12 protein-coding genes are annotated in these 18,354 nt (G+C 33.1%); 7 read left to right on the top strand and 5 right to left on the bottom strand.

The window, feature by feature from the left end; translation table 11 throughout:
* Positions 1-66 precede the first annotated feature (66 nt).
* Both gltA and EMN46_RS06660 read right to left on the bottom strand, forming a co-directional pair.
* Positions 67-1,557 (bottom strand): NADPH-dependent glutamate synthase, encoded by a 1,491-nt coding sequence (gene gltA, locus EMN46_RS06655; protein WP_154200014.1) that lies wholly within the window; start codon positions 1,555-1,557, stop codon positions 67-69.
* 41 nt (positions 1,558-1,598) lie between these two features.
* Positions 1,599-2,417: a sulfide/dihydroorotate dehydrogenase-like FAD/NAD-binding protein gene (locus EMN46_RS06660; RefSeq protein WP_154200016.1), complete on the bottom strand. Its 819-nt coding sequence runs from the start codon at positions 2,415-2,417 to the stop codon at positions 1,599-1,601.
* 271 nt (positions 2,418-2,688) lie between these two features.
* Here EMN46_RS06660 and EMN46_RS06665 point away from each other — a divergent pair, with 271 nt between their 5' ends.
* The 3 genes from EMN46_RS06665 (at position 2,689) to EMN46_RS06675 (ending at position 4,775) form a co-directional block, all read left to right on the top strand.
* Entirely contained in the window at positions 2,689-3,027 is a 339-nt protein-coding gene (locus EMN46_RS06665; protein ID WP_229130292.1) for a TraR/DksA C4-type zinc finger protein, read from the top strand.
* Positions 3,028-3,067: 40 nt separating this feature from the next.
* Positions 3,068-3,406 carry a translation initiation factor gene (locus tag EMN46_RS06670; RefSeq protein ID WP_154200018.1) on the top strand — a complete coding sequence of 113 codons (339 nt, stop codon included), beginning with the start codon at positions 3,068-3,070 and terminating at the stop codon, positions 3,404-3,406.
* Positions 3,407-3,761: 355 nt separating this feature from the next.
* On the top strand, positions 3,762-4,775 hold the full coding sequence (locus EMN46_RS06675) for an MraY family glycosyltransferase (protein ID WP_195715204.1): 1,014 nt from the start codon (positions 3,762-3,764) through the stop codon (positions 4,773-4,775).
* Positions 4,776-4,968: 193 nt separating this feature from the next.
* On the opposite strand, the gene EMN46_RS06680 is transcribed toward EMN46_RS06675, so the two are convergent.
* Both EMN46_RS06680 and EMN46_RS06685 read right to left on the bottom strand, forming a co-directional pair.
* Positions 4,969-5,553, bottom strand: coding sequence for an indolepyruvate oxidoreductase subunit beta (locus EMN46_RS06680; protein WP_154200021.1), 585 nt, complete (start codon positions 5,551-5,553; stop codon positions 4,969-4,971).
* 83 nt (positions 5,554-5,636) lie between these two features.
* Complete coding sequence (locus tag EMN46_RS06685; protein WP_154200022.1) at positions 5,637-7,262, bottom strand: thiamine pyrophosphate-dependent enzyme; 1,626 nt, start codon at positions 7,260-7,262, stop codon at positions 5,637-5,639.
* 600 nt (positions 7,263-7,862) lie between these two features.
* On the opposite strand from EMN46_RS06685, the gene prmA reads away from it, so the two are divergent.
* From prmA to EMN46_RS06705, 4 genes are all read left to right on the top strand, one after another.
* Complete coding sequence (gene prmA / locus EMN46_RS06690) at positions 7,863-8,705, top strand: 50S ribosomal protein L11 methyltransferase (protein ID WP_154200023.1); 843 nt, start codon at positions 7,863-7,865, stop codon at positions 8,703-8,705.
* A gap of 42 nt (positions 8,706-8,747) precedes the next feature.
* Positions 8,748-13,220, top strand: coding sequence for a hypothetical protein (locus EMN46_RS06695; protein WP_154200024.1), 4,473 nt, complete (start codon positions 8,748-8,750; stop codon positions 13,218-13,220).
* 121 nt (positions 13,221-13,341) lie between these two features.
* The gene (gene ppk1 / locus EMN46_RS06700) at positions 13,342-15,423 is read left to right on the top strand and encodes a polyphosphate kinase 1 (protein WP_154200025.1); all 2,082 of its coding nucleotides are present in this window, start codon (positions 13,342-13,344) and stop codon (positions 15,421-15,423) included.
* Between the two features lie 11 nt (positions 15,424-15,434).
* Positions 15,435-15,944, top strand: coding sequence for a histidine phosphatase family protein (locus tag EMN46_RS06705; protein WP_154200026.1), 510 nt, complete (start codon positions 15,435-15,437; stop codon positions 15,942-15,944).
* A 32-nt stretch (positions 15,945-15,976) separates the two neighbouring features.
* On the opposite strand, the gene EMN46_RS06710 is transcribed toward EMN46_RS06705, so the two are convergent.
* Positions 15,977-18,331 carry a type IA DNA topoisomerase gene (locus tag EMN46_RS06710; RefSeq protein ID WP_154200027.1) on the bottom strand — a complete coding sequence of 785 codons (2,355 nt, stop codon included), beginning with the start codon at positions 18,329-18,331 and terminating at the stop codon, positions 15,977-15,979.
* Positions 18,332-18,354: the final 23 nt, after the last annotated feature.

Raw genomic sequence — 18,354 nt, forward strand, 5'->3', positions numbered from 1 at the left:
TTAAGAATTTTTTAAATCAGTATTATAATATAAGTGTGTGTATTAAAATTACACTTTTTATTTCAATTAGTTAACTAGATATTTTTCGGTCAAATAGATATTCATATTCTTAGCTGCTTTTTTACCATCACCCATTGCAAGAATAACAGTTGCACCACCACGAACGATATCACCACCAGCAAACATTTCTGGAATAGACGACTGCATCTTATCTTTTACAACCTCAATAGTTCCCCACTTAGAAACATCAAGACCTTCAACTGAGTTAGGAATTAATGGATTTGGTGATACACCTACAGCCACAACCACAACTTCACAATCTAGAATATACTCCGATCCTTCAATAGGAATTGGTCTTCTACGTCCTGAAGCATCAGGCTCTCCTAATTCCATTTTCTGAACCTTCATTTGAGATACACGACCGTTTTCGTCAGCCATATACTCAATTGGGTTAGTCAAAGTCAAAAATTCAATACCTTCTTGCTTAGCATGATGAACTTCTTCAGCACGAGCAGGCATCTCTTCTTCCGAACGACGATATACAATCGTAGCATGTTCAGCACCTAAACGCTTAGCTGTACGAACAGAATCCATAGCGGTATTACCACCACCAACAACGACAACATGCTTACCTCTTAATACTGGCGTATCAGAATCTTCGCTATCAGCACCCATCAAGTTTACACGAGTTAAATACTCGTTTGATGATAAAATACCATTGGAATTCTCACCAGGAATATTCATAAAACGAGGTAAACCAGCACCCGATCCTACGTAAAATGCTTTATAACCGTCAGCTTTCAAATCATCAAGACTTGCTGTTTGACCTACAATATAATTCGTAATAAATTTCACACCCATACGGCGTAAACTTTCAATTTCAACATCAACAACAGCATTTGGTAAACGGAATTCAGGAATACCATACTTTAATACACCACCAATTTCGTGAAGCGCTTCAAATACGGTGACGTCATAACCTAACTTAGCCATATCGCCAGCAAACGATAAACCTGAAGGACCTGAACCAATTACAGCAACTTTAATACCGTTAGCAGCAAGCATTTTCGGTGTAGAAATATTTCCTGATTCTCTTTCGTAATCAGCAACAAAACGTTCTAAATAACCAATTGCAATTGCTGGTTGATGTAATTTTTCAACATAAAAACATCTCTTTTCACATTGTAACTCTTGTGGACAAACACGACCACAAACAGCTGGCAAAGCAGATGATTCTTTCAATACAGAAGCAGCTTCAAGAAATTCACCACGTTCAATATTTTTGATAAATTTAGGAATATTAATGCTAACTGGGCAACCTTCCATACATGTTGGGTTTACACAATCCATGCATCGGCTAGCCTCAACTAAAGCTTGTTCCTTAGTTAAACCAGTATTTACCTCGATACGTTGCGATGTGATACGAACTTCTGGCGGTGTTTCAGCCATAATTGCTCGCTCAATCGACATACGATCTTTAGCTTTTGTCTTTTTCTGAAGAGCTACTCTCCAGTCTTGTTTTCTTTCGTTCTTTATATATTCTTCAGACCTTTCCATTGTCCAGGTATTTTTGTGGTGCTATTCTTAGATTAAATTCTCTATTTCTGAAACTTCTCAAACATGTCATGTTCTTCCTGCTTATAACCACCAAGTCTCGACATCATTTCATCAAAATCGATTTGATGTGCATCAAACTCAGGACCATCAACACAAGTAAATTTGGTTTTTCCACCAACAGTAACACGACAAGCGCCACACATTCCAGTACCATCAACCATAATACTATTTAAACTAGCAACTGTAGGTATTTCGTATTTCTTCGTTAATAGAGAACAAAATTTCATCATAATAGCAGGACCAATAGTCACGCATTCATTAACCGTCTCTCTCTTAATAACTTCTTCCATTCCTTGAGTTATCAAACCTTTTTTGCCATAAGAACCATCATCAGTCATAATGATTAACTCGTCAGAATGCTTACGCATTTCATCTTCGAGAATAATTAAATCCTTATTACGAGCTGCCAAAATAGTAATTACTTTATTACCAGCTTTTTTATAAGCCTCAACAATTGGTAATAAAGGCGCATTTCCAACACCTCCACCACAGCATAATATTGTACCTAATTTATGAATCACAGTTGGCTTACCAAGCGGTCCTACCAAGTCAGTAATATAATCACCAACCTCAAGATCACATAATTTAGTAGAGGAAACACCCATCTTTTGTACCACAAGGTCGATTGTTCCTTTTTCTACATTCGCTCCTGCAATAGTCAAAGGAATACGCTCTCCTTTTTCACCTACACGCAGAATAATAAAGTTTCCCGGTTTACGGGATTTTGCTATCAAAGGCGCTTCAACAACAATTTTTACGATTTTCTCTGAAAAATATTCTTTTTCGACTATCTTGTTCATCACTTTCTATGATAAAATAAATAAATTTTCAATCTAAAATCACACCAAAAGTATTGATAGTCAGAATACTCACACCAATTCTATTAGCAATAATTTGATTTTCAGATGTAAAAATAAAACTAATTCAGACTTCATCATATTGAATCTTTCTTTATTTCTAAAATATTTTAATTCTAAATTAAATTTACATCTGAATAGAACATTTTTCAAAAGTTCACTAGACTATATCAAGCATAATTTATAGACACAATAAAATACAAAATTCAATAATATGATGAATACACTCAACAAAAAAGATATTACACTTAAAATTGAAGAAAAAATTATAGCATTAAAAGATGATATTCTTAAGTTGATTGATTTAACTAAACCTATTTCACCTGATTGTGCCATTGGTAGAATCAGCCGAATGGATGCCATTAACAACAAAAGCGTTAATGAAGCATCTCTACGACAAAGAAAAACGCAACTTAAAGCACTTGAATATGCAATTAATCACGTTAATGATAAAGACTTTGGAAAATGCATAACATGCGGACAACAAATTCCATTAGGTAGAATCATGTTAATGCCAGAAAGTAAAAAATGTGTCGCATGTGCGAGCCGATAAAATTAGTGTTTATATTTGCAGATATAAAAATAGATAAGTCATGGCAAAAAAGGATAAAAAAAACATTGTGTATTCTACCAATCCTAATTACGAATACGAATTTGATGAAGATGAAGCAGAAGAAACCCTTCCTCCACAAAAACAAATGTTAAAAGTAATGATAGATAAAAAACAACGAAAGGGTAAATCGGTTACATTGGTTACTGGTTTCGTTGGAAGTAATGATGATTTAAAAGATCTAGGTAAACTTCTTAAATCAAAATGTGGCGTTGGAGGTTCTGTAAAAGATCGTGAAATTCTTATTCAAGGAGATCATAGAGACAAAATTATGGAGATTTTAAACAAGGAGAATTATAAAACAAAAAGAGTTGGAGGTTAGACTTCAACCATTTTATAATGAACAACACACCTCATATCAACATAACAAAAGGATTATAGTATAGATATAAAATAATACACCCATCAAGAATCTATGATTAATCAACTCATAAACAAATTGAATTAGGTAATTTCTGTGACAAAAAGCAACAAATGCTAAAGGTTAAAATTTGAACTTAATGCTTAGATACAAGAAGTCTTTAAATAAACTTGACAAACTTGACAAGGTGAATTTCAATATATAATTCATACATTTGTGATAAAATTACAAAATCGAATTTTACTATATGTATCTATTCACACACCACTTCTACATTATTGCTAGCTTTCTTTTCTCTTTACTAGTATGTTACAAGATGATACCATCTGTTATTACACTAGCCAAAGAGAAAAAATTATATGACGAACCAAACAATAGATCGTCTCATACCAAAGTTGTACCCTCATTAGGTGGAGTTGCCATTTTTATTGGTTTTACATTGGCGGCACTAATATTTAGTAATGGTTACCTTATTCATGAATTAAAATATATTATTGCAGCAACACTTATCGTTTTTGGTCTAGGTGTTAAGGATGATATACTAGCTATTTCACCAAAGAAGAAATTAATAGGTCAAATTCTTGCTGCGCTTATTGTAATTATCCTTGGAGACATACGTATCAGTAATTTTCATGGCATTTTAGGCATTAACGAACTAAACTATGTTGTAAGTATTCTATTTACAATTTTTCTTATTATTGTAATAACTAACGGCTTCAACTTAATTGATGGTATTGATGGCTTGGCTTCTGGGATAAGTGGTATATGTACTATGGCCTTAGGTATTTGGTTTTATATTACAGGAAACTACGAATTCGTTATTATTGCTAGTAGTCTTTTAGGTGCATTAATAGCCTTCTTTCGATACAACGTTTTTAGTCAAAAAAATAAAATATTTATGGGTGATACGGGGTCACTTGTTATAGGTTTATTAATCTCTATTTTAGTGATTCATTTCAATGAATTAAATATTTACCCAGATTTTAAATATGCTATCAAATCAGCACCTGCAGTTTCTATTGGAATCCTAGCAGTACCTTTATTTGATACACTAAGAGTGATGTTTATTCGTATCAAAAATAAAAAATCACCTTTCCAACCAGATAAAAATCATGTACACCACCGTATGTTAAGCCTTGGATTTAAACATGTACAAGCTTCATGTATAATAATGACTGTAAACCTCTTTTTTATTGCAGTCGTTTTTGCACTAAAAGATTTAGGAAACCCACTTTTGCTAATTATAGTTGCTTTAATGGGAATTTTCTTTTCATGGTTTCCATCTTATTTACTTCACAGAAAAAAAGCTAGAGAAATACAAGCTGCTTAATTTCAAATTAAAATATCTACAACGCCTCAACCGAGGCGTTTTTTTGGCATGGATGTCTGCACAATTTGATCGTTTTATATAAATTGCTTTACAATTAGAACTAAAGTTAGTTCTATGACTCATTATACAAACAAAACAGCCCCAGCGTATTAACACTGGGGCTGCTTTTTGAAATTAAAATATCTAGAAGATCTTATTTATTATCTTGAGAGAACTTACGTCCAGCATGTAGAGCATCAATGTTCATTTTTACAACATCTTCGCCTTTTCTACCAAAAATCTCACGTATACCTTCTTCTAAATACTTAAAAGGCACATCAATAAATGGTGAAGCTGCTCCTAACATTACAAAATTAAAAGCTCTAGTAGAACCAGTTACCTCTTTAGCAATTTTATCAGCATCAATCAAAATATAATTTGGTAATGCTTCAATTGTTTTTACTAATTCATCCTCATCCGGATAATCAGAAATATTAATAAAAGGAGACGAATTAGCAACGACATAACCACCTTTCTTAAGATAAGGAAGGTAACGTAAAGCTTCCATAGGCTCCACTGATAAAATAATATCTGCACCAGCTTTTGGAATCAAATCTGAATAAATTGGTTTATCAGAGATTCTCATAAATGACTGAACATCACCACCACGCTGACTCATACCATGAGTTTCAGCTTGTTTCATGTATAAATTATTGTCTAAAGCAGCAGATCCTAATGCAGCAGCAATGGAAAGAATTCCTTGTCCGCCTACACCTGCAATAACCATATCTGTTTTCATATGTATGCTATTTTATTCTCGGAAAGCAATCGAAATCACTTTCCGATATATTGAATTAATAATTAATTTGGGCAAAAAATAAATTAAGCCTTTGCAGCTGCTTTAGCTTTCAAAGCTTTTTTAATCTTTTGATCACGGATATTCTTCTGAACACAAACACGACGAGGAATAATTACTGATACGCCCTGATAATCACATTCTTTACGAATAATATCCTTCATTAACTCATGATTCTTAGGTAGAGGCGTAAAAACGTGAAGATGATCAGGATGAACACCCAAACCAGCACAAATATTTTCTATTTTACCTTTAGCAGAAGATTTCTGACCACCTGTCATAGAGATAGACTCGTTATCGGAAATAATAACTGTAATTGGAGCATTCTCGTTAACTGCATCCAATAAGCCCGTCATACCTGAGTGAGTAAACGTTGAATCACCAATCATGGCTACAGATGGAATAAGACCTGCATCAGCAGCCCCCTTAGCCATTGTAATAGAAGCACCCATATCAACACATGCATTAATTGCACGGTATGGAGGCAAAGCACCTAATGTATAACATCCAATATCAGAGAATACACGACCTTCGCCATACTCAGCAATAACTTCATTTAAAGCTTTATAAACATCATGATGACTACAACCTACACACAATGCTGGTGGACGAGCTGCAACAAGATCAGGAATAGCCATACCTTCTTCAATTTCAAAACCAAGAGCTTTAGCAACCATGTCTGGATTTAATTCACCATCGCGAGATAAAGTTCCGTCTAAACGACCAATTACTGCTTCTTTAGAAAGGTAACCTTTCAACATTTCTTCAACTACTGGATACCCTTCTTCAAGAACCAATACCTTATCACATTCGCTAGTAATTTTTTCAATCATCTTACGAGGAAGTGGATATTGACTCACTTTCAATACAGGAAAAGGACAATCACCATCAGAGTAATTTTCCATTAAATAATTGTAAGCTAAACCACAAGCAACAACTCCTAATGATTTATCAGTACCTTCGGTATATTGATTAAATGGAGATTCGGCCGAAGCAGCTTCAAATTTCTCTTGATTACTTAACAAAAGCTTGTAACGCTTACGTGCAATACCTGGTAAAAGAATAAACTGCTGCTTATCTTTAGGTAAAGACATCTCGTTTTCAGCAACAATATCAGTAGCTGTTGTTATACCAGCACGAGAGTGAGCCAAACGAGTTGTAATACGCATCATTACAGGTGTTCCAAATGCCTCTGACAATTCAAAGCCAAAACGAACCATATCATAAGCTTCTTGCTGATTTGATGGCTCAAGAATTGGAATCATTGCAAACTTAGCATACACTCTAGAATCTTGTTCATTCTGAGAAGAGTGCATAGATGGATCATCAGCAATCGTAACGATCATCCCACCATTCGATCCTGTAATAGCTGCATTCATAAAACAGTCAGCTGCAACATTCAAACCAACGTGCTTCATACAAACCATAGTTCTTTTCCCAGCATATGACATACCAAGAGCCGTTTCCATAGCTGTTTTCTCATTAGCAGACCACTCACTGTGAATTTTACGCTCGTTGGCAAGCTTAGAATGCTGAACATATTCAGCAATTTCTGTAGAAGGTGTTCCTGGATAAGCGTAAACACCTGACATTCCAGCGTCAATTGCTCCTTGAGCAATAGCTTCGACACCTAATAAAAGTGACTTTTGCATATAATTTTATTTAACGATTTTGATTAACCCATAGAATATGACACCTTAAAAAAGAACAGGTGCCTTGTTATATGATTAATTAGTGTAGAAATACACCAATTATAAATATTCAATAAATAGATAGAATAGGTCTAGAAAAGAAGATTCTAGAATAGATCGCAAGGATCAAGTATAGGACGTGGATTAAAGGCCTCCGAAGACTTCAAGATAGCATACAAGATAAGCTACCACATAAAATTTAATTGAAAGAAAATCCATTTGTTTTACTTCTAAAGTGTAATTAAAAACAAGCGTTACTTCTATTAATTGTTAGCAATATTACCAATATTTGACTTAAAGTTAACCAAATTAAAAATAAAAAAAGAAGTTTAGAATTGTTTCAAATAACGAAAACGGTTGCGTAAGTCATATGTAACTATAGATCAATCAAATAAACAAAATAAAAACGGAACAATCGTCCTCTTTTATTCAAAACAAAAAAAATGATTCAGCTTTATTCTTGAATTAATGAAGTCTTTTAAATCAAGAACATTATTTTTGTAGATTACAATATAAATAATTTGAAAAACTCACAACTAAATAAGATCAAATAATACGATTATGAATTACATTGAATTAAAATGTGAAATTACACCTTACAACGAAGATATAGCTCAAATTATAATTTCGGAATTAGGCGAAATTGGCTACGACAGCTTTACCGAAAATGAAGACTCTATTGATGCATATATTACAGAAGATCTTTTCGATATGGATCAGGTAAAAGCAATAAACTTAGATTATTTACCAAAATCAGACTTTAAACTGAACTACACACACAAAGTCGTAATCTCCCAAGATTGGAATGCTTTATGGGAATCCAATTTTCAACCCGTAATTATTTCTGATCAAGTTGTAATTCGAGCTTCCTTTCATACTGACACTCCAAAAGTACCTTATGATATTGTTATTGATCCTAAAATGTCGTTTGGAACAGGACACCATTCAACAACATCATTAATGGTTCAAAGTATACTAGAAACAGAAATTAAAGACAAAGATGTTCTTGACATGGGTTGTGGAACAAGTCTACTTGCCATTCTAGCTTCTATGCGTGATGCCAAAAAAGTTGATGCCATTGACATTGATGAATGGCCTTATAAAAATTCATTGGAAAATATAAAAAACAATAAGGCTGATAATGTCTCAGTATTCTTAGGTGATGCTCGTCTTTTAGAAGGTAAAAAATACGATGTTATTTTAGCAAATATAAATCGTAATATCCTTTTAAATGATATGAAATCGTACATAGCATGTTTGTCACAAAATAGTCAATTAATTATGAGTGGATTCTATACCGAAGACTTAAAATACATTCAAGAAGAGGCTGAAAAGAACAACATGAAATACTTAGGCCACAAGGTCGATAAAAACTGGGTTGCTGTTCGTTTTGAAAAGAAATAAAATAATCTTTTTGATCATCTTTTAATCAAAAAAAACAATAACATGTCGAAGTACCTATACTCACTTATTTTTTTAGTTTTTTTCTTTACTAGCTTTTCTGCAAAAGCTAATATTTTCGATCAAGATTCAACCTATACAATAAGTGAGATAGGTGTGTTATTGGACCATCCATCTTTAGATAAGAAAGAAAAGAAAGCCTTTAAAGAAAAATTCGATAGTTTTTGGGCTAACACACAATTATCTAGTTCGAAAAGAGATTCTATTCTTTCAATTTGCCAAATATTCAGAAAAAAACGAGCACGAATTGTCCCTGATTTCTACGACTATTTTAATACTCTAATTTTATTTGAAGAAAAAGGCTTGAGCGAGTCTGATTATTCGAATTGGCAAAATGGACTTCTTCACGAACTAAGAAAACCCAAATCGAGACTTAAAAAGATTAATGATTTTATAAAACAAACTATAGACTTACTTAAAGAGCAGCTTCTCTATAAATCCTTCTCTACAAAATGGAAAACGAGATCGAATAATTTTCATTATTTTAACGATAGTACGCTTAAGATTGTTTTCGATAACACAGAGCTAGTCTGTTATTCTCAAAAAGATAGTTGTGTTATATATAAAACTAGCGGAACCTATTACCCTTTTGAGAAAAAATGGAAAGGTGAAAAAGGAGAAATAGCATGGACTAGGGCTGGTAAATCACCAACTGACGAATATGCTATTTTTAAAAGTTACTTACTGGATATTACAAAAGCCAAAATACAAATTGATTCAGCTCAATATAAAAATGCCGGACTATTTAACGACTTTATTTCAGGATCACTTATAGAAAAAGTAAACATTGTTAAACGTCCATCATCAGCCACTTATCCTCGATTTAAATCCTTCCAGAATAACATATCAATAGATAATTTATTCGAAAATATCAGCTACAAAGGTGGTATTGAAATAAAAGGAGCAAAACTGATAGGAAAGGGAAATAGTGAACAACCTGCAAAAATTGAATTAAGAAGAAATGATAGTTTGTTTCTAGATGCTTCATCGGAATATTTCAGTCTTTCAAACAACAAAATTATTGGTCAAAACACAGAAATCACAATACATCTTGATACGTTTAAAATATACCACCCTAACCTTCACCTCAAAATTTTAACAAAGGAAAAAGAACTCATATTAACGCGCGATGGAACAGGTATGTCACAAAGTCCATATTTCAATAACTACCATAATCTACAAATGGATTTTGGAATTCTCTATTGGAAAATGAACGATAGTATCATCCATTTCAGGAAAATGAAAGGTGCTTCACATCGACTAGCCAAATTTGAATCTACAAATTACTTTACAAAAAACCATTATCAAAAGTTACAAGGCTATGATGACAAAAACCCGCTAGTACTTCTAAACGGCTTTGCACAACACATGTACTCCAATACATTTACTACTGAAGAATATGCAAATTTCATTAGAAAACCCCTTAGCCAAACTCGACAGCAAGTTATAGGGCTTTCGTTTCAAGGTTTTGTAAACTATGATGCATCAAACGATGAGATTACAATTGAAGATCGCAGCTCTAACTATATTGCTTCTGCTATGGGAAAACAAGATTACGATGTGATCCGTTTTACCTCCAAAACAGAAAAATTAGAAGATGATGCTACTCTTAATCTCAACAACTTTGATCTTCAAATAAATGGTGTAGGACAAGTATCAGTGAGTAATTCGCAGAACATTACATTCGTTCCTAAAGGAGGAGAATTATTGGTTAAACAAAACCGAGATCTTGAATTTAGTGGCCTAATTAAAGCTGGACCATTAAATTTATACGGAAAAGATTATAACTTTTCTTACGATAATTTTGAAGTAAACATGGGGATGATTGATTCCTTAAAAGCATTTATACCTATTGATGATAAAGGAGAATTTGCTAAAAGAAATGCAATATTCCTTGAAAATATAGTAAAAAACACAAGCGCAAACCTTCAAATTGATGATCCGTCAAACAAATCAGGAAATAAATCCTTAGAGCAATATCCCATATTTAATTCATACGACTCTTCTTACGTTTATTATGAAAAACCATATATCCAAAATGGCGTTTATAAAAGAGACAGCTTTTATATAAAAGTGGATCCTTTTACTATCGATAATATCAATAAAATCTCAGATCAAGACATTCAATTCCTAGGCGAATTTGAATCTGGCGACATTACTCATAATTTTAGAGAAACGTTAATTGTAAATAAGGATAATTCAATTGGATTTGCGCATGCCATAGAAGACGGTGGTGTTTTAGTTTATAATAAAGCAACATTTACCGATTCTCTTTTCTTAGATAATGATGGTCTATGGGGAAAAGGGACATTTACTGAAAAAAACACCAAAATTGTATCTGATCATTTTATTCTATTACCCGAAAGAGCCAAAGGTGAAGCTGAATCTTATACGCTAATGGGGCAGAAAATCCCCTATTCTCATCCAGACATAAGTGGTAAAAACATTTGGGTTGAATGGGAAAGTAGTAAAGACCAATTTAGAATACAAAGTAGAGGAAAAAATGATCCTTTAAGTATGTATAAAGGACATGCGTCATTAGCGGGCATTATTAATATTACAAATGATAAAATGACTGGAGCTGGTGAAATGACTTATGCAAATGGCTCATTTATATCTAAGTATTTTAATTATTCTGGCAATAAAATAACAGCAGACACAACTGACTTTAAACTACTTAGCCACAATAAAATAGGCTACACTTTTAAAGCAGAAATGTGTAATGCAATTATCGATTTAGAAAACCAACGCTCGAACTTTATAAGTACAATATCTGGTAACTATAGTAGCTTACCTTCGAACAATTACATATGCCAACTAAATAGTTTTAAGTGGAATATGGCAAATGATCAAATTGAATTCGGAAGTGAAGAATTAGATAAACTAAATTTACTTTGGGAATCAGGAGAAATAAACGCTTTACCTAAAACATCTTACAACACTTTTATTTCCACTAAGTCTGATCAAGATTCTTTAAGTTTCGTTACGCCATATGCTATTTACGATACCACCAACTATACAATCTCAGCAAAATTTGTAGAGAAACTAAAAATTGCTGATGCAGATATTTTACCTCTTCATGGTAATTTAACCATTAATAATGATGGCTATTTAGAGCCTTTGAGTAACTGTGAAATACTAGCTGACACACTTAATAAATTTCACAAAATCACAGATGCTTTAGTCGATGTTAATGGTAGGAGAGATTATACAGGTTCGGGATTTTACACCTATAAAGATGACCTTGATGAAGAACAAGAAATCTATTTTAAAGAGATAAGTGTCGATTCAACAGGTCAAACCATTGCGCAAGGCCCCTTAACTGATGCAATGGAATTCTCGCTGAGTCCTGATTTCGATTTTAGAGGAGAAGTACAATTATCTGCAAAAGAACAATACTTACGTTTTAATGGTGAAACTCAAATTCATAATAAATGTCATAATATTGAAAGCAGATGGCTAAGCTTTAATGCTACAATCGATCCGAAAGATATTTTAATTCCTATTGATACTATTGGACGAGACAAGGAAAATGTCAAAATTTTCAATTCGCTATATCTAACTAACGACTCTATTCATATCTACCCTGCATTCCTTTCAACAAGGGAGTTCTATACAGATAATCCAATACTGACAGTTGACGGTTTTCTTAGCTACAACAAAAGTGAAAACCTCTATCAGATTGCTAGCAAAGAAAAAATAAAGAATCCTGAACAACCAGGAAACCTGTTATCTTATAATATGAATAATTGTAATTTAACCGGAGAAGGTTTACTAAACTTAGGTGTTAAACTAGGACATGTAACCACAACAACTGCCGGAACTTTTGAATATGATTCTGATAAAAAAGAAGTGTTTATAAAAACTTGTTTAGGTTTTAATTTCTATTTTTCTGAACAATTATTGAAGATGATTAATAAACATTATTCAAACTCAGTACAGCAAGCAAGTAACTTAAACAATGACCAATTTCTTAGAACATTTCCTCTTATCCTTCCAAAAGAGGAAGCCAATAAAATAGTTACAGAAATTAAAACAACGAATACTTACAAAACGTTACCAGATACAATAAAACAAACACTATTCTTCAATCAGGTAAATTTAGAATGGAATAAAGAAGAAAAGGCTTATTATTCATACGGTGAACTAGAACTTGGAAGTATTTTTAATACAACATACAATAGTGTTGTAAAAGGTAAAATTGAGATTAGAAAAAGAAGAAAAGGTAATAGAATGTATCTTTACATGGAACTTGAAGATGGAGATTGGTTCTATTTCGAATATCAAAATCAGGTCATGTTTATGAGATCATCCATTAGTGAAATTAACCTCGCAATGGAAGAGGTAAAAGAAGACGAAAGACGATTTAGACACCCAGAAACAAATCTAAACTACTTATACCTTTTAGCTCCAATATCGAAAGTTACACGATTTAAAAAACGACATGAACTGGAATAAATAACTTGGAAAGGGTTCTCAAAATAAATACAAATCTTCTAATTTATTTGATTCTATAATCAGAAAAATCAAACTGTTTTTTTCTAAATTTGTTAATACACATTTTGAATATATCAGTTACATGTCGACATATCAGTTTTTCAATCGCGATTTAAGTTGGTTATCATTCAATAATCGAGTTCTAGAAGAAGCTCGTAATAAGAATTTACCTCTCTATGAAAGAATTAAATTCTTAGCCATTTATTCTTCAAACCTAGATGAATTCTATCGAGTAAGAGTTGCATCTTATCAAAGATTTATTGAATTACCTATTGAAGACAAACGACAACTAAGGCGTAATCCAGACCTTAATTTAGTGAAGATTAAGAAACAAATTAATAAACAACAAATCGAATTTGGTGAAATTTTCACGACAGAAATCGTTCCTGAATTACTAGAAAACAATATTGTTTTAATACAAGGTGAAGAACTAAGTAATTCGCATTACGAATTTACCAAAGATTTTTTTTCAAACAATCTGCTTCAACACATGCAGCCTATGCTGCTACAAAAAAAACAAATCCCCTATTTTCCTAAAAACAATGCTATTTACTTTGCCGTAAAACTCTATAAAGAAAGAAGTAAAAAAAATAATCCAGACAAACCTAAACGTGCGAAATATGCTCTAATCAGAATTCCCAACAATAAATTTGATCGATTTATTGAATTACCATCGACCAACAATAAGCATCATATCGTGTTCCTAGATGATATTGTAAAGTTGCATATGGAAGTTGTATTTCCAGGCTTTAAAATTGACTCTACATATAGTTTTAAAATGAGCCGAGCTGCCGATATCTTAATCGAAGATGAATATTCTGGGGATATTATGAGCATGATAGAAAATAATTTAAAAAAGAGAGAAACGAGTGATCCTTCACGATTCTTATACGATAGAAATATTCCTCGTGACTTTTTAAATCGACTTAAGCTTGCCTTTAACCTTACCAATAACCAACTTGTTAAAGGAGCTAGATATCACAACTTCCAAGATTTCTTCAACTTTCCAAACCCTGCAGGTCAAGAATTAGAAGACTCCCCTTTTCATGCTCTTAAAGTGAAAGATTTGGGTGAAAGCAAGTCGATATTTAAAGTCATTCGAGAAGAAGACATACTTCTTCATTATCCATACCAATCGTACGAATATGTTATACGCTTTTTTAACGAAGCGGCAATTGATCCAAAGGTTCAAGAAATTAAAGCAACCCAATATCGTGTAGCTGAAAATTCAGCTATAGTAAATGCTTTGATTAATGCTGCTTTAAACGGCAAAAAAGTGACTGTTCTTGTTGAACTAAAAGCTAGATTTGACGAGGAAGCGAATATGAACTCGGCCAGAGCGATGACCAAGGCTGGCGTTAAGATCATATATAGTTTACCAGGCTTAAAAGTACATGCAAAAATTGCTCTAGTGATTAGAAAGGACGATAAAGACGATTATGCCTACCTAAGCACAGGAAATTTCAATGAGCAAACAGCGCGAATTTATGCTGATCATGGTTTTTTCACTTCTGATAAAACAACAATTTGCGAATTAAAACTTCTTTTTGATTATCTTGAAAATCAGGAAACAAAATGTGAGTTTAATAAATTACTCATAGGCCAGTTTAATATGAGAAATAGCTTTCTTGAAAAAATAGATAGGGAGATTAAACATGTAGAAAATGGTAAAAAAGGATATTTGATATTAAAAATGAATGGCTTACAAGAAAGAGAAATGATTAAAAAGCTTTACGAAGCAAGTAGTAAAGGTGTTAAAATAGATCTTATAATTCGTGGTATTTGTTGTTTGATTCCCAATAAGTCCTATTCTAAAAACATACGAATTATTCGTATTGTCGATAAATTCTTAGAACATGCTAGAATATTCTACTTTCATAATAATGGGAAAAGTGAGGTTTTTCTATCATCAGCCGATTGGATGGCGCGTAACTTACATAGACGTATTGAATGTGCATTCCCTATTGAAAAGCCAAAACTAAAACAAGAACTCATAGACATCTTAAACATCCAGCTAAAGGATAATACTAATGCTCGAATAATTAATGAACATTTGGAAAATATTAAGCCTCCAAAAAACATCAACGATCAAGTAAATAGAGCTCAAATAGATATTTTTAAATATCTTGAAAATATAGAACTAGCAAAAAACAAAATATCTTAAATTCATAAAATATGAAACAACTGATACTATCACGCCATGCCAAAACCGAAGAGAGTCGTTACGATATAAAGGATTTTGAACGAAACTTGACTAATAGAGGCATAAGTGACTCTACTTTAGTTTCAAAGTATTTGTTTGAAAAAGGAATTGAGACCGACCTTATTTTATCAAGTCCCGCGAACAGAGCAATTGCTACAGCTAGACTTTATGCCAATCAGTTTCATATTCAACTCGATAAAATTATTCAAATTGATCAGCTTTACGATGGTTTTAGCACTCAAGAATTTTTAGAAATGCTGCAATCTAAAGCTGGTAAGAATGATAAAGTATGGGTATTTGGTCATAATCCTGACATTGCTTCTTGGGCATCAAACCTTTTAGATGAAGGCTATCTTCATGTTCCTCCAGGAACAGCAATTGGAATTGAATTCGATGTTGAAAATTGGTCTGATATTGATGCTCGATCTGGCAAATTAATTCTTTACACAACACCCAAAATGTTAACAGAAAAGCTCAGTTAAAACTGAGCTTTATTATATCTATCAAGCTTATGTTATTGCTTACCAAATACTATTTTCCCCATATTATCGACGATTAATTTACCATCAACTTTTTCTTTTGTTTCTGGATTTACAAACCCTTTAATCAATTTTGTTTTTCGATCAACAACCAATGACTTTATTTGAGCTTCGGTTAAAGTCTTTCCCAAAAATTCGAAAGGTATAATAAAATGACAGCCTTTCTTATAATTAGAGCAACCATAAGCCGAATTTCCTTTCATCATTATACCATCCTTACATAAAGGACAATGCCACACTTCAGCTTCTTCAGCCACAAAACTATATTCGAAAGAAGGATTTAGAACAACTACACCATTCTGTTTTTTTCCATCAACGAGGAATCCTTTTATTTTTGGAGTCTTCTTTTTTAAAATTAAAGCCTCAATCTGTTTATCTGTTAATTTCTTTCCTTGAAATTCGAATGGTAATCTGATATCACAACCATTTTTCCAATTACTACATCCCCAAGAACTTTTACCCTTTAAAATTTTACCTTCCTTACACTTAGGACAAGTAAGTTCTTTTGCTTTTACAGGAGCTTTTTTCTTCGATTTTGATTTTTCTTTCTCCTCTACTACCGCAGCAATCTTCTTAATATTTGTTCTCGATTTAACATCTTTCACAATATTATAAACCATCTGCTTTAGCTCAATCATAAATTGATCGACCTCATAATTTCCTTGTTCAATATCTCTCAACTTTTTCTCCCACATACCTGTAAGCTCAGCAGATTTCAGAAGTTCATTTTCAATCGTATCAATCAACTGTATTCCTGCTACAGAAGCCACAAGACGCTTCTTCTCTTTCTTAATATATTTACGTCTAAAAAGCGTTTCGATAATATTCGCTCGAGTAGATGGACGACCAATTCCATTCTCTTTCATCAACTCTCGCAACTCATCATCATCAACCTGTTTACCAGCCGTTTCCATAGCACGCAACAATGTTGCCTCCGAATAATATTTAGGAGGCTGTGTTTGTTTCTCAGCTAAATCTGGAATGTGTTCGCCACTTTCCCCTTTTTCAAAAACGGGAAGTATTGTTCCTTCGCCAGCATTACTATCTTTAGAAAAAAGCACTCGCCATCCTGGCTCAAGAATTTGTTTTCCTGTTGCCTTAAAATCAATATTCGTCACCTGTCCCAAAACAGTGGTATGACTAACCTCACAATCAGGATAAAAAGCGGCAATAAAACGGCGTGTAACTAAATCGTAAACCTGTTTCTCTTCATATCGTATACTACCAGGCAGCACGCCTGTAGGAATAATGGCATGGTGATCGGTCACCTTTTTATTATCGAATACTTTTTTAGATTTTCTAATTTTAGATCCCAATAAAACTTCAGTAAAATTCTTGTAAGGAGTTAATTTCTTAAGTATTTCTGGAATTTTCTTATAAATATCTTCCGTAAGGTAAGTTGTATCAACCCTAGGGTAAGTGGTTAATTTCTTTTCGTATAAGCTTTGAATAATTCTCAGAGTTTCTTCAGCTGAAAGATTTAGCTTTCTATTACAATCGACCTGCAAAGAGGTTAAATCGTATAACTGAGGAGGTAATTCTTTGCCTGCTTTTCGTTCAAAAGAAAGCACTTCAAAAGGATCCGCCTTAATTTTATCGAGGAATTGAACACCTTCTTCTTTTGTATCAAAACGACCTCGCGTTGCCGAAAATGTAACTTCGCGGTAAACCGTTTTCAATTCCCAATAGGTTTGAGAAACGAAATTATCTATTTCTTTTTGACGATTAACAATTAATGCTAATGTTGGAGTTTGAACTCGACCAACAGAAAGAACATTTTTACCACTACCATATTTTAGCGTAAACAAACGTGTTGCATTCATTCCCAATAGCCAGTCACCAATGGATCGCGATGAACCAGCGGCATATAAGCGATCAAAATCTTTACCATCTCGCAAATTTTCAAAACCTTCACGAATAGCTTCTTCGGTTAGCGATGAGATCCACAAACGCTTAATTGGCACATTACATTTAGCTTTATGAAGTACCCAACGTTGTATGACTTCTCCTTCTTGACCAGCATCACCGCAATTTATGACCTCATCGGCACCTTGAATCAATTTCTCAAGAATATCAAATTGCTTTTGAACACCAGTATCATCAATTACTTTAATTGCAAAACGTCCGGGAATCATTGGCAAGTCATTTAGATGCCAATATTTCCAATTAATATTGTATTCACCTGGTTCTTTAAGAGTGCATAGGTGCCCAAAAGTCCAAGAAACCTGATAGCCATTTCCTTCATAATATCCATTTTTTTGGCTCTTAGCTCCCAAAATTATTGCAATTTCTCTAGCAACACTCGGTTTCTCAGCAATACAAACTTTCATCCGCAATTATTTAATTTTCAATA

The sequence above is a fragment of the Ancylomarina sp. 16SWW S1-10-2 genome, assembly GCF_009669305.1.
Taxonomy (GTDB): Bacteria; Bacteroidota; Bacteroidia; order Bacteroidales; family Marinifilaceae; genus Ancylomarina.